14 protein-coding genes are annotated in these 12,925 nt (G+C 43.5%); 8 read left to right on the plus strand and 6 right to left on the minus strand.

Annotation, left to right across the window (positions count from 1 at the left end):
- Positions 1 to 395 precede the first annotated feature (395 nt).
- Positions 396 to 2,087 (plus strand): cholesterol oxidase substrate-binding domain-containing protein, encoded by a 1,692-nt coding sequence (locus IQ211_RS02200; protein ID WP_189758764.1) that lies wholly within the window; start codon positions 396 to 398, stop codon positions 2,085 to 2,087.
- A gap of 267 nt (positions 2,088 to 2,354) precedes the next feature.
- Complete coding sequence (locus IQ211_RS02205; protein WP_189758765.1) at positions 2,355 to 2,849, plus strand: TIGR00645 family protein; 495 nt, start codon at positions 2,355 to 2,357, stop codon at positions 2,847 to 2,849.
- Positions 2,850 to 2,921: 72 nt separating this feature from the next.
- Here IQ211_RS02205 and IQ211_RS02210 read toward each other — a convergent pair whose 3' ends face one another.
- The 5 genes from IQ211_RS02210 to IQ211_RS02230 form a co-directional block, all read right to left on the minus strand.
- The gene (locus tag IQ211_RS02210; protein ID WP_189758766.1) at positions 2,922 to 3,407 is read right to left on the minus strand and encodes a tellurium resistance protein TerW; all 486 of its coding nucleotides are present in this window, start codon (positions 3,405 to 3,407) and stop codon (positions 2,922 to 2,924) included.
- 134 nt (positions 3,408 to 3,541) lie between these two features.
- Positions 3,542 to 4,465 (minus strand): HpcH/HpaI aldolase/citrate lyase family protein, encoded by a 924-nt coding sequence (locus IQ211_RS02215; protein ID WP_189758813.1) that lies wholly within the window; start codon positions 4,463 to 4,465, stop codon positions 3,542 to 3,544.
- Positions 4,465 to 5,544, minus strand: coding sequence for a cysteine protease StiP family protein (locus tag IQ211_RS02220; RefSeq protein WP_189758767.1), 1,080 nt, complete (start codon positions 5,542 to 5,544; stop codon positions 4,465 to 4,467). The genes IQ211_RS02215 and IQ211_RS02220 overlap by 1 nt, the downstream gene beginning before the upstream one ends.
- On the minus strand, positions 5,537 to 6,310 hold the full coding sequence (locus IQ211_RS02225; RefSeq protein ID WP_189758768.1) for a hypothetical protein: 774 nt from the start codon (positions 6,308 to 6,310) through the stop codon (positions 5,537 to 5,539). Before IQ211_RS02225 ends, IQ211_RS02220 begins: the two co-directional genes overlap by 8 nt.
- Positions 6,303 to 7,487 (minus strand): phosphoribosyltransferase domain-containing protein, encoded by a 1,185-nt coding sequence (locus tag IQ211_RS02230; protein ID WP_189758769.1) that lies wholly within the window; start codon positions 7,485 to 7,487, stop codon positions 6,303 to 6,305. The genes IQ211_RS02225 and IQ211_RS02230 overlap by 8 nt, the downstream gene beginning before the upstream one ends.
- A gap of 337 nt (positions 7,488 to 7,824) precedes the next feature.
- Between IQ211_RS02230 and IQ211_RS02235 the strand changes: the two genes are divergently transcribed.
- The 5 genes from IQ211_RS02235 to IQ211_RS02255 are packed head-to-tail and all read left to right on the plus strand — an operon-like array spanning position 7,825 to position 11,713.
- Positions 7,825 to 8,412, plus strand: a complete 588-nt coding sequence (locus IQ211_RS02235; protein ID WP_189758770.1) for a TerD family protein — start codon at positions 7,825 to 7,827, stop codon at positions 8,410 to 8,412.
- Positions 8,412 to 9,542 carry a TerD family protein gene (locus tag IQ211_RS02240; RefSeq protein WP_189758771.1) on the plus strand — a complete coding sequence of 377 codons (1,131 nt, stop codon included), beginning with the start codon at positions 8,412 to 8,414 and terminating at the stop codon, positions 9,540 to 9,542. Before IQ211_RS02235 ends, IQ211_RS02240 begins: the two co-directional genes overlap by 1 nt.
- A 31-nt stretch (positions 9,543 to 9,573) precedes the next feature.
- Complete coding sequence (locus tag IQ211_RS02245) at positions 9,574 to 10,029, plus strand: tellurite resistance TerB family protein (RefSeq protein WP_189758772.1); 456 nt, start codon at positions 9,574 to 9,576, stop codon at positions 10,027 to 10,029.
- Positions 10,030 to 10,055: 26 nt separating this feature from the next.
- A complete protein-coding gene (locus tag IQ211_RS02250; RefSeq protein ID WP_189758773.1) occupies positions 10,056 to 11,084 on the plus strand; it encodes a TerC/Alx family metal homeostasis membrane protein in 1,029 nt (342 codons plus the stop codon).
- 50 nt (positions 11,085 to 11,134) lie between these two features.
- A complete protein-coding gene (locus tag IQ211_RS02255) occupies positions 11,135 to 11,713 on the plus strand; it encodes a TerD family protein (protein ID WP_189758774.1) in 579 nt (192 codons plus the stop codon).
- A gap of 25 nt (positions 11,714 to 11,738) precedes the next feature.
- Here IQ211_RS02255 and IQ211_RS02260 read toward each other — a convergent pair whose 3' ends face one another.
- Positions 11,739 to 12,023 (minus strand): hypothetical protein, encoded by a 285-nt coding sequence (locus tag IQ211_RS02260; protein ID WP_189758775.1) that lies wholly within the window; start codon positions 12,021 to 12,023, stop codon positions 11,739 to 11,741.
- Between the two features lie 325 nt (positions 12,024 to 12,348).
- On the opposite strand from IQ211_RS02260, the gene IQ211_RS02265 reads away from it, so the two are divergent.
- Entirely contained in the window at positions 12,349 to 12,828 is a 480-nt protein-coding gene (locus IQ211_RS02265; protein ID WP_189758776.1) for an Hcp family type VI secretion system effector, read from the plus strand.
- Positions 12,829 to 12,925: the final 97 nt, after the last annotated feature.

Here is a 12,925-nt window from a genome sequence, read left to right on the forward strand (position 1 = left end):
AAGATAAGCATGACTCAGTCCTCTCTTTTGCTTTTTTGTTTGTGGAAAATCAAAATTCGCAAAAATTGGACTGAGTTTCTTCGACACTCCTACCATTTTGAAAAGTTATTTTGAAGTGAGATTGGTATAGACTAATTCTTTTTAAAAGACTTAAATATATTCCAATCAATTATTGGATGCATCATAGTTTTATATTCTATAACAAATAATATCCACCTAAAAATACAAACCATAAAACATTAAATATCAGATATATTTTCACATTCACTGATACATAATAGCAACCAGCTATTCAAATGAATATTTCTTAAAAAAAATTTAATAACCAGTATATTGACCGTTGAATTTATATTCAAACATCATCTCCTAAAAATTAAAAAATAAGGAAATAGAATATGTCATCCAAAGAACCAATTAAACAAGAAGATATTGACTTACAAAAACAGATAATTAATGAAACAGAATTTAACTTATCCAACTTTCCCAAAGATGTAATCTGGAAAACCATTAACTTTAAGAATTGGTCTGGAGAAATTAGTGCCAATAATATGCCATGCTGTGTACCAAAAACGGTTGAAGAAGTCATTTCCGTTGCCAATTGGGCATGGAAAGAAAATTATAAATTAAGACCTATTGGGCAATCACATAATTGGTCTCCACTCATATTGGGATCAGGGAAAAATCCCAAAGATAATATTATGTTAATGGATCTTTCTGCTCATTTCACCCATGTTAATATCGAGCATCGTGCCCAATTTTCTATAGTGACTGCACAACCTGGCGTATTGATGGAAACATTAATGGCCCAAATGGAAGAACAGGGCCTGGGCTTTACTGCTACACCTGCTCCTGGTGATTTAACACTCGGCGCGGTTCTCGCAATAAACGGGCATGGAACTGCCATTAAAGCCGTTGACGAAATCCCACTTCCTGGACACACATTTGGTTCTCTGAGTAACACGATATTGTCCTTGTCTGCTGTTGTATGGGATAAAGAAAGTCAGCAATATACGGTTAAACGTTTTGAACGCAATGAACCTGATTGTGCACCGCTACTCACGCATATTGGCTGCGCCCTAATTTTAGAAGTGCAATTTCAGGCGGGTAAAAATCAACGCCTTCGGTGTCAAAGTTTTACCGATATCCCTGCGGATGAATTATTTTCCCTGCCAGAAAACGCGAAAGAAAAGCGGACGTTTAGTTATTTTCTGGATCAAAGTGGTCGAGCTGAAATCATTTTATTTCCCTTTACAAAGAAGCCATGGCTAAAAGTCTGGAGTGTGGCACCAACCAAACCAGCCACCAGCATCGAGGTAACAACGCCTTATAACTACCCGTTTTCCGACAATATTTCATTAACTGTATCAGATATCGTGGAGGATGCGGTTACTACATTCCCGTTGATAACGCCTTTAATGAATCAAATACAATATCAGCATGTCCATGATTCCTTGCAAAATAGGGGAAAAGATATCTGGGGTTGGAGTAAGAACCTGTTGTTATATGTCAAACCAACCACATTGCGTGTTACAGCAAATGGTTATGCGATATTGACACAACGTACTCACATCCAGCTTGTAATGAACAAATTTTATACCCAATGGGGGGCACTCATACAACAATATGAAGAACAACTAAAATATCCCATCAATAGTCCTCTTGAAGTGAGGGTAACGGGATTAGATGATCCTGCTGAAGTCATGGTAACAGGAGCAACGGTTCCCAGTTTATCCGCCATTCGTCCCCGTTTAGATCATCCAGAATGGGATGTGGCTGTTTGGATTGACGTTTTGACTTTTCCAAAAACCCCCGATGCTATTGAATTTTTTCGCCAACTTGAACAATGGCTATTCAACGAATTTGACGGTTCTTATGCCTCTGCTCGTGTTGAATGGAGTAAAGGCTGGGCTTATGGTTCTAAGACTGCATGGGAAGATGAAGAGATATTAACCAAAACAATCCCAGCTTCATTAACTGATGGCTTGCCTGCTGATAACAACTGGGCTTCAGCAGTTTCAGCATTACAAAAGTACGATCCGCATCACATATTTAGGTCGCCATTATTGGATAGGTTGTTCCCTGATTAACAAAACCCTAAGTAACGGAACAGTGCAGGCTTTCTATTTATAACAAGCCTGCATCATAAATAATATCTATACCAATCTAACTTCAAGATGCATGTGACTTCTCCCCGCGAAGCGGGGAGAAGTCAGGTTTCATATCGTGTTGTAAATTGCAGCTTGAAGTTTAATGCGTATATCTGTGTATATGAACGATTGGCTGCGATATGTATTTCATAGCTTTCACACTCTTGATCTATACTATTGCCCCTTTTGTAACACATAAAAAACACAATGGAACGCTTTCTCGAAAATACAATGTACGCCTCCCGCTGGCTACTTGCACCGGTTTATTTCGGTTTATCATTGGCATTATTTGCTCTTGCGGTTAAGTTCTTTCTGGAAATCATGCACATCCTGCCGGATATTCTTTACATTACGGAATCCAACCTAATCCTGACGTTGCTTTCCCTGATTGATATGGCACTGGTTGGCGGGTTGCTGGTCATGGTGATGTTTTCTGGCTATGAAAACTTTGTTTCAAGCCTGGATATCCACGAAAGCAAAGAGAAATTAAGCTGGTTGGGTAAAATGGATGCAACCTCACTCAAAAATAAAGTTGCCGCTTCAATTGTCGCCATTTCCTCCATTCATTTGCTGCGCGTCTTTATGGACGCCAGAAATGTGCCGGACAATAAACTTATGTGGTATGTCATTATTCACCTCACCTTTGTTTTGTCCGCATTTGTGATGGGATATCTGGATAAACTTACGCGCCACAATCATTAGACGATCAAACAGTCGCGAACAAGCAAACCAACAATTATCGCCCTGATGCCAGTTGAACCCAACCGGCTGGCATTACGGAATTCGCCTCTTCGATGAACTTCCTCTCACGGATTCTTTGAGCAGTTTTTCAATAAACCTATCCACGACCATTTCAACGACATCACTTCTGGTTGTCTCCAGACGATTAGCCAAACTATCAATTTTTCTGATAACAGACATTCTTAAGGAAAGAGAAACCGGCTTTTTTTTCTCTTTATCAAGAAAAACATGGCTGGTGGCTTCTTCAGATTTGCAACTGAGATGTTGAGCAAGGAGTTCTTCAATCCTTCTCACATCTTTTCTGGTCAGGCTTCCTTTATCAACTAACTGATAAGTATTACCCATTTTGCTAAACCGGATATTCGCACAGTAAAGATCCCTCAGTTCCCGCAATGCACGTGTTAGCGTTGGCTCCGAACAATTCAATTCCCTAATGATCCTAACCTTACTAACCGGTTTACCATGTGAAAGTAATACCGTTAATTTGAAATTTCTAAATTGTTTGGGACTAAGTAGCATTTTTTATTACCAAGTCAGGGATAAAAAAACCCCCAAGTTCTCTACTGTTAAACTTTCAGCATAGCCACTATCACAGGTAAATCAATATCAAAACGAATTAAAAGCCTTAGCTATATTTTCGACCGTTTAAGATCCTATGCTACCTTGGGTTCTATACCATAATGTGCTGCCCGCTCAAGAATATTCACTGCCCAGCGTTGATGGGTGGCCGGTTCACACATCACTCCCTGCGATTTGAAAACGGCTTTATTGGCCTTGAGAATAGTCAACGCCTCAGCATGATCATGTGCATTAACCATGAGCGCTCGTTGGATGCATTTAATTTGCTTTGGGTGTATGGCCGTTTTTCCCACCAGACCGTGAGCAATATCCAATTCCAGCTCTTTCTCCAGTAATCTCAAATCATCAATATGCTCACAAACCGGTGCAGTCAGGGCAAATCCCCGCGCAACAAAAACGGCAACCAACATTTTAATGACATATCCCATCGGCCCATCATACAGGGTGAAATTACGGGAGCGCCGCAGGGACATGACATTCATCAGATCATTACCACCAATACGCAAGGCAATAATACGATCCTTACAAGGGTGTTGTTTGAGAATGTCGGCAAGCTGATTCATTTTCTGAACATCAAACACCTCTTCACTCTCCAGTGTTGGCATAATGCACAGATGAGTTGAATCAATAACATTCCACCAGCCTGACAACGAAGCATGGGTAAATTTAGGCAAAACCAATCCATCAATAACACTGAGATTGACATTGGCAACCAGATACTCCGCCATCCTTTCATCACGCGGACGGATAAACATCAGGGGACGATGATGGTTGATATTGGAAGAAGAGTTATCCACTTCTGCCAATGTTTGCATAACCTCTCGGAGATTTTCGAGAGCAACGGGAATATCCTGCTCACTGACAGCATCTTCCAGACAAATAACCAGCGAGCGCAGATCAGGGATCTTATTCTGTAACACAATTTCTGTAATATCCTGGCGGGTAGCTGGCATATACAGAGTGGCGCCGAGTCGATGCGGAGAAGGGATTGGTTTCATCACACTACCTTCTTAATAATAGTTACGGCACGGTATTGACCAATGAGATCATCGACTTCCGTAATAACAACATTTTTCTGACGTGCCAAATGAACCAATAAGCCAACATCAGGATCACTCTGGGAACGCACGAGCACATGGTCTGGCACTCGTCGTAATACTGCACGAGTTGCTTCTGCAATGCCAGGTTTAATACGGTTAATACTGTCAATCTGGTATTTTTCAGCAAGACTGGAAATCACCGTTTTGCTTAATTGCCGCAACGCGGTTTTTTCCTGCGGCAACCAAACTGCTTCAGGGATAGCAGCCCCATCTAATTGATTACGACAATCAGCGACAGTGTCTACTAATAAACGGCTGCACTCAAACTTGATCAGGTGATCACACTGCACACAACCGTGCAACCCTTCTTCATGCCAGATCGAACGCGATATCAATCCCGATACCGGCGCTCCCATAATACCGAAAGGAATCAACCAATCATCATCGCTGGCTGCCAGCCACGAGCAGCCACAAGGATCAGCCAATACCACCAGGCGTGGGATACCTGCATAACCAACCCGCCCCGCCAAAGATCGCGACAGTTCTGTGGTAATCGCGCCTTTGCCCGTCCAGCCATCAACAAATACCACGCCATCCGTTCCATGTTTCTGCTCAATATACGATAGCGCTGTATGATCAATACCACGATCCCGAATAATGCTGATGCCATAATGATAAGAGCGTTTGCCCATTTCCCTGAGCGTTTGATGCAACATCACCCCCAAAGGAACGCCAGCCCTGACCAAGCTGACCAATATAATCGGCGTATCACCAAAACGGGCTACCAGAGCTTTGGCGAGCATCACAACTTCCGTCGCCAACCGAACAGCCCCTTGTCCAAGTGCTTTATCAAACAGTTCAAGGTGATAAGACGTAGGCTCTGGCTCCTGACTTAACATATCCGAATAGTGACGAGCGCCAGATTGGATCAACTGCTCCTTAATATCCACAGGTGTCATCTCAATTTGAACGGGCTTTAGCAGAAATTGAACATCATCAGAAGCATAACTCCCAGAGAAAGGGGGAAAGCTATTCATTATTTACAGCTCCAAATAAGGCAGCCATTAATGTGTCAGCAAACTGGCTTTGCTGAGGCATACCAAACCAATCACACAATTGCATAAAACGGTGATCGCTCAGACTGTCTCCCAGGCCGATAACCGGGAAAATACCTCTCTCCGCACGAAGCCTTTGCAAAAGGTGATGAGTTGCCAGTCCCTTATCAACACACTTTGGCAGCACAGTAAGATTGTTATTGTTTTGATGGAAATAAAAGTTTTGATGAAAATGACTTTCTTGGGCCAAAGCTTCAGCCAGTATATTAAGCTGATTCAACCTATCGTGATCGCGGTGCTTGATGATCAGGAAAACAGGTACGTCCTCGTACTCATAGTCAATACGTGCCCAGGCTTCGATACCATAAGATGCCACCAAACGCTGGCTCAGACGTTCCAACTCACATAATTTATCCCGATATAACAACAGTTCTGGCAATAGGCACGATTGCCAAAGCTCATCAACAGCACCTTCTGGTGTGAGGATCACCGCACCATGCGAAACAATACGCCAGGAACGAAAAAGGATCTGCACGCGGCTTAACTGTTCTGTATTTCTGGCGGTGACTGGAATAACTTCTGCATGAGCCAGCAACCAATCCACTAACATAGACTGTTTTTCAGTCATATAGCTGTGGGGAAAACATTTTCGATCCAACGCACCCACGCGAAAAGATATTTCTTTCAGCTTACGGCGAGATTGAAATAGCGTGTCATCCAGATCAGTCAAAAATACAGGCTTAGTCATATCCAACGATCTCGACAACCGGAGAAACACAGGCAAGTTGTGCCATTAACGCCGGATCAACGGATATTTTGGGCGTTTCAAGGCAGAGTAATACCCGATCAAATTTCTGGTGCGCAACATTGTAGAGAAAATTGGGGATGCCAAGTCCGTAATTATCCGTAAAAGCCATCACAGATTGGATAGCATGACCGCAAGAAATGGGAGAACGAGTTGTCGAACCAAATACCACTGATGCCCCTTCCTGCTCAAGCCGTTCAGCCAGCAGGAACGGCTGCCAGACAAATTCACCGGAACCTAATACCAGCACGTTTTCGCCTGCTTTGACATTGATTGCTGCGCCAATGTCACATTGGATCTCATCCAACCCCAACCGTCCCCAGCTCTGTTGACCGATGATATTGATTTTTCCCTTGGCCGTAACATTGACTTGAGGCATCACCGGTGCAGGAGCAGAGATATCTGCTTCCCACTGCCAATTACCCTCGATCAGGGAAACCTCAGAAACTGGCAATGGGCTGCGTTTCACAACCGATTTACCACTCCAATCCGTCAATGTCACGGTGACAATATGTTCAATATGCTCAAGCCCTGCATGGCGCAGTGCCTCCAGCAAATTAAGGAACGTGTTACCCGTCGTTGCTTCATCATCAATCAGAACCAGAGTTCGGGCATTTGTCACCCGTTGACGCAATCGGCTCTCTGTTGGCCAATAAATCAAATGATCAGTAGCATGACTGTGATTTTCTTTAAACTCACACAATAAATCGCCATCAACCGGATGGCGTGTCGAAGTCAGAAATACCGGCTTATTGGCTTTGTGTTTCGTTTCCTGGAATACCCCCGCCGCCAGCCCGACAGCGGTTTCTGCCATGCCAATATAGAGAACCGGACCGGGAAGATGAGCAGGGAACCGTGCAGATAATTGCTGATATACCGAACGCATGATCGATGGCTTAACCGGAATGTGGCGCCCCAAGACTTTACTGACAAACAGGAATGCTCTTTTGGGATTACGGCGTTCAGCAATATCAAACAGGGTGTTCAGACATGCTGTGCCACGCGATGCCGTCACCGTCAATGTCCCGCTGTTTAATTTTTTTTGGTAAACCTGCTCCTGGAAAACAGGTTTTTCATCAGCTGGTTTTTTATAAACATCGGTATCGCTCAACACTGTCATGGAGATGCCTTTTCAAAAAAACTCAGCCGAAACCAATAAGGTCACTTTCAGCATTTGTTCTTAATTCGGTGAAATATACATCGCAGTCTAGAATTTCAAACCAGCACGTGTCAATCATATTATGATTATTTAGGCTAAAATTTGTTTGACTTTTCTGCATGGAAAAGAAATCATACCAAACGAAACCAGGCTGTTGTCTATCATACAGTTAACAGCCAGATATACCTGTTTACGGAGTCATAATATGACAGATTTAAGCTATCTATTTGTCATATTATGATTTTTTAATACGTGAAATTACCGTAATTCACCGACAAACAAAATAGAGGTGTCATTAATGGTTTCGTTAAGCAAAAATCAGTCAGTTTCGCTCGCCAAACAGAGCGCATCACTGGCTAAAATGGATTTTGGTCTGGGATGGGATCCTGTGACCAAAAAGAAAGGCTTTTTGGCGAGCTTATTCGGCGGTGGCAGTGATGAAATCGATCTGGATGCAAGCTGCATTCTGCTGGATAAATCTGGCAATGCCATCGATACGGTATGGTTCGGCCAACTGAAATCAAAATGTGGTTCTATACAACACACTGGCGATAACCTGACTGGTGAAGGCGATGGTGATGATGAAATTATCCGTGTCAATCTCATCAAACTTCCCGCCAATGTCGAATACCTTGCATTTACCGTTAACAGTTTCCGTGGTCAAACCTTTAATGACGTTGAAAATGCCTTCTGCCGCGTCGTTGACCAAAACGGCAAAGAACTGGCTCGCTACCAGTTGAATGAGCAAGGCGCTCACACTGGCATTATCATCTCTTCCCTGCGCCGTAATGGTGGTCAGTGGGATTTCACGGCACACGGCGTCCCTTGTCTTGGACGTACTATTGACGCGATGTATCCACAGATCGTTGAGACGGTGGTGCGCTAATGAATCTGACACCTGGGGGCAACGCCTCTGTCCCCAATCAAACACTGACTGTGCGGGTTCTATCGGGTTCAGCCGTTGATGTTTCTGCTTTCCGTTTGTATGCCGATGGCAAAGTGAAAGGCGATCCAGATATGGTGTTCTACGGTCAACCGATCAATGATGACAACACCATCCGCCTGACTGGTGGCAACATCAATACCTCATTCAGTGTCAATTTGCCTGCCTTGAGCCAGGATGTCCAAAAAGTTGCGTTCACCGCGACTTGCGACGGTAACCAAACGATTTCCAATCTGCGCAACCTTTCCATTCAGGTTGAACTGAACAGCAGCGTGATTTTACAGGGGAATGTTGAAGTACAAGGCCGTCCAGAGGCAGCCTTGATCCTCGGCGAACTGTATCGCCGCAACGGTGAATGGAAATTCCGTTTTATTGCCCAAGGTTTTAATGGCGGTCTCAAGCCACTGGCTGAACATTTTGGCGTCGATATTATTGATGATGAGCCAGCACCAAATACCGTTAATTTGAGTAAGGTTTCTCTGACCAAAGAGAAACCGACTATCAGCCTTAACAAACGTGACAACTACGGTGAAATTCGCATCAATCTGAACTGGAGTCAAAACGCCTCTTCCTCCTCAAGAGGTCTATTGCAAGGCATGTTCGGTGCAAACAAAAACGTGGATTTGGATCTCGGTGCATTCGTTCGACTGCAAGATGGAGAGAAAGACGTTATACAAGCACTGGGGAATCGCTTTGGCAATTACCGTTATGAACCGTATGTAGAATTACAAGGGGATGATCGCACCGGTCAAGTTCGTGATGGTGAATGGCTTCACGTCAATGGGTTTGAATGGAAAAACATCCGTGAAGTTTTGATCTACGCCTTTATCTACGAGGGCGTACCTAGCTGGGACAAAACCGACGGTATAGTCACAATTTATGTCCCTGATCAGCCCCCGATTGAAACGCGGATGACAGAAGGCAACAACCACAAAAGCATGTGTGCCATTGCCCGCCTGGTCAATGAAAACGGCGCTATCAAAGCAGAACGCATCAATCAATACTTTAGCGGGCATAAAGAGATGGACAGGGCGTTTGGCTGGGGTTTTAGCTGGACAGCCGGCAAGAAATAACTCTCTATTTTACCAATAAGCGGAGGGACTAATGTCCTTTTTAAACAAAATCAAATCAGCGTTCAACGCAGGCCGCGAAGAACTCACCACCCAAGTTAGTCGTTTCAAGAACAGAAAGTTCATGGAAGGTACGGTAGCAGTATGTGCACACGTTGCCATGGCAAGTGACGGCGTCAGCTCAGAAGAAAAGCAGAAAATGATCGGATTCATCAAAAACTCTCCTGAACTGAAAGTGTTCGATACCTCTGAGATTATCGAATTCTTTAACAAACTGGTTAGCAGCTACGAGTTTGATGCTGACATTGGCAAAGGTGAGGCTATGAAATTCATTATGGCTCTGAAACAGCAGCCGGAAGCGGCACAACTTGCTTTGCGCGTCGGAATTGCCGTCGCCAAGAGTGATGGTGACTTTGATAACAACGAAAAACAGGCTGCCCGTGAAATTTGCTTAGCCCTTGGCTTTGCACCGACTGATTTTGAACTGTAATCGCAGATATTTAAGAGGCTTACTTCATGGTATCCACGCACATTGGTTTTCCGATGGAAACCGTTGCTGTATTTATTATTCTGTCGGTTGGTGCGCTCTTTATCGACCTCTTTATGCATCGTCATGATAAGCCGATTTCGCTGCGCAGTGCCGCTCTTTGGTCTATTTTCTGGATCGCAATTGCCTTTGTTTTCGCAGGCTTCCTGTATGTCCATCACGGCGCAGAAGCAGCGAGTCTGTTTGTCACAGGCTATGCGCTGGAAAAAGTTCTTTCCGTCGATAACCTGTTTGTCATCATGGCGATTTTCTCCTGGTTCGCTGTTCCAGATCGCTATCGCCACCGAGTTCTGTATTGGGGAATTATCGGCGCGATTGTCTTCCGTGGTATTTTCGTTGCCATTGGGACAAGCCTGCTGGCACTTGGGCCGTGGGTTGAAATCATATTTGCGGTTATCGTTGGCTGGACAGCGGTCATGATGCTGAAAAGCGGTGATGATGACGATGAAATCGAAGACTATTCACAGCACCTTGCCTACCGTCTGGTGAAGCGTTTCTTCCCGATCTGGCCGAAACTGCGTGGCCATGCTTTTGTACTGAACCCAAAAGAAGTGGATCAGGAATTGGCTAAACCAGAAAACGCCGATGTGAAAGTCGGTCGGGCGGGCAAAGCTGCACTTTATGCTACGCCACTGATGCTGTGCCTGGCAGTAGTCGAACTGTCTGACGTGATGTTTGCCTTTGACTCTGTACCCGCGGTGATTGCAGTCAGTCGGGAACCATTAATTGTGTACAGCGCCATGATGTTTGCTATCTTGGGTCTGCGCACGCTCTACTTTGTGCTTGAAGCATTGAAAAAGTATCTGGTGCATTTGGAAAAGGCGGTGATCGTTTTACTGTTCTTTATTGCCATCAAACTAGGTTTAAATGCTTCCGAGCATATATTCCACCACGGTTATTCAATTTCAGCTACAAGTAGCTTATTTGTGGTGATTGGCGTACTGGCAGCCGGTATTCTTGCCAGCCTGCTGTTCCCACAAAAAGAAAATGCACGCTAAATCCGTAAAATCTAAGTAACTAATACGACGTAATAAGTGAGGAAATAACAATGGGTGTATCTCTTTCTAAAGGCGGTAACGTTTCTCTGAGCAAAGAAGCGCCAAGCATGAAAAACGTTCTGATCGGTCTCGGCTGGGACGCTCGTGCTACTGACGGACAAGACTTTGACCTGGATGCCTCAGCTTTCTTGCTGGCAGCAAACGGCAAAGTACGTGGTGATGCAGATTTCATTTTCTACAACAATCTGAAATCGGCTGACGGCTCCATCATGCACACTGGCGACAACCGTACCGGTGAAGGGGATGGTGATGACGAATCACTGAAAATCAAACTGGATCAAGTTCCTGCTGACGTAGAAAAAGTGGTGTTTGTAGTGACTATCCATGACGCACAAACTCGTCGCCAGAGCTTCGGTCAAGTTTCCGGTGCCTTCATCCGTCTGGTTAACGATGACACACAAGTTGAAGTGGCGCGCTACGACCTGACTGAAGATGCGTCTACCGAAACCGCTATGCTATTTGGTGAACTGTATCGCCACAATGCAGAATGGAAATTCCGCGCAGTAGGCCAGGGTTATGCTGGTGGTTTGGCTTCTGTTTGTGCCCAGTATGGTATTAATGCTGCTTAATTTGGATGTGATCCAATTAAGCATTTCAGTGTACATGCACTGAAACTAAAAGCCCTGCGTAATAATAACGACAGGGCTTTTTTGTTGCCTGTCCATATAGTGGCAACAAGGTTAAATTAACCTGAATTCTGTTTAAGTCATCATTGGAAAATTTTCTTCTGAGTAGAAAACTTTCAGTGATATTCAGGGCGACTTTGGGTAGTTCGAACACCTGATTCCGATAGGTATGTGTTTCATTCAGCACGACATACCCACCACAAATGGCACAACATTCATCGCCCACTGTGATTAAAAGTTGGGATGAATTCATTACATTTTCTCTCTCCAGAGCTGTTTTCGGCGTTCACCAAAATTTTGTTTCCAGAACAAGCTTCTCGTCAATTTCTTATCGAGAATTCAAGTTATCTATCAAATTGGCTACATCTTGATTTGATGAAAACAACCATCAAAAGCTCTTTAATAAGCTCATTATCAAAAACGCAGATACGTTTTGATGGGCTAGGCTACAAATTTTTGATTTATTCTACTAACCTCCTTGACGCACGCGTCGCAAATTTTTTTAATATGTTAACGTAATCCTCTTTGGTTTACGTAAGAAGCCATATAATTTAAACCAAACTAAGATGGAACTCTGTATGTCACACATGATCTATTTAACCTTAAACGGTAAGAAGCAAGGCTTAATATCGGCAGGTTGTTCTACTCTCGATTCCATAGGAAACCGATATCAAAAAGGACACGAAGACCAAATTCAAGTATTAGGCCTAACACATTCGATGACTAGAAATCAAAACGTCAGCCATCACCCAATACAATTCATAAAGCCAATAGATAAGTCGTCTCCATTATTGTCTATATCAATAGATACTAATGAGTCACTAAATGGAAGCTTTATTTTCTACAGAACAAGCCAAGCTGGACAACTAGAATTTTTCTATGAATTGAAGATTACAGAAGCTACAATTGCTGACATATCATGTACTTATCCAAACTCAATTAATAACAATGAGCAAATACCATATGAGAAAGTACTTCTTAATTACAAATCAATATCATGGAACCATGTAACAGCTGGAACATCCGCGTATAGCATATGGGATGACAGGGTTTATTAAAAATAATATAACCAAGCATATATAATATATATCCGACATTCTGAACTGCATTAATAATTTACTGTTTTCATAAAGAGTGAATGTGAGAATAAAATTC

It is taken from the genome of Xenorhabdus griffiniae, from assembly GCF_015163655.1.
Taxonomy (GTDB): domain Bacteria; phylum Pseudomonadota; class Gammaproteobacteria; order Enterobacterales; family Enterobacteriaceae; genus Xenorhabdus; species Xenorhabdus griffiniae.

Bases quoted from the DNA above. Each gene is read 5' to 3' on its own strand.
- IQ211_RS02200 (WP_189758764.1), top strand. From the start codon at position 396: ATGTCATCCAAAGAACCAATTAAACAAGAAGATATTGACTTACAAAAA.
- IQ211_RS02205 (WP_189758765.1), top strand. From the start codon at position 2,355: ATGGAACGCTTTCTCGAAAATACAATGTACGCCTCCCGCTGGCTACTT.
- IQ211_RS02210 (WP_189758766.1), bottom strand. From the start codon at position 3,407: ATGCTACTTAGTCCCAAACAATTTAGAAATTTCAAATTAACGGTATTA.
- IQ211_RS02215 (WP_189758813.1), bottom strand. From the start codon at position 4,465: ATGAAACCAATCCCTTCTCCGCATCGACTCGGCGCCACTCTGTATATG.
- IQ211_RS02220 (WP_189758767.1), bottom strand. From the start codon at position 5,544: ATGAATAGCTTTCCCCCTTTCTCTGGGAGTTATGCTTCTGATGATGTT.
- IQ211_RS02225 (WP_189758768.1), bottom strand. From the start codon at position 6,310: ATGACTAAGCCTGTATTTTTGACTGATCTGGATGACACGCTATTTCAA.
- IQ211_RS02230 (WP_189758769.1), bottom strand. From the start codon at position 7,487: ATGACAGTGTTGAGCGATACCGATGTTTATAAAAAACCAGCTGATGAA.
- IQ211_RS02235 (WP_189758770.1), top strand. From the start codon at position 7,825: ATGGTTTCGTTAAGCAAAAATCAGTCAGTTTCGCTCGCCAAACAGAGC.
- IQ211_RS02240 (WP_189758771.1), top strand. From the start codon at position 8,412: ATGAATCTGACACCTGGGGGCAACGCCTCTGTCCCCAATCAAACACTG.
- IQ211_RS02245 (WP_189758772.1), top strand. From the start codon at position 9,574: ATGTCCTTTTTAAACAAAATCAAATCAGCGTTCAACGCAGGCCGCGAA.
- IQ211_RS02250 (WP_189758773.1), top strand. From the start codon at position 10,056: ATGGTATCCACGCACATTGGTTTTCCGATGGAAACCGTTGCTGTATTT.
- IQ211_RS02255 (WP_189758774.1), top strand. From the start codon at position 11,135: ATGGGTGTATCTCTTTCTAAAGGCGGTAACGTTTCTCTGAGCAAAGAA.
- IQ211_RS02260 (WP_189758775.1), bottom strand. From the start codon at position 12,023: ATGAATTCATCCCAACTTTTAATCACAGTGGGCGATGAATGTTGTGCC.
- IQ211_RS02265 (WP_189758776.1), top strand. From the start codon at position 12,349: ATGTCACACATGATCTATTTAACCTTAAACGGTAAGAAGCAAGGCTTA.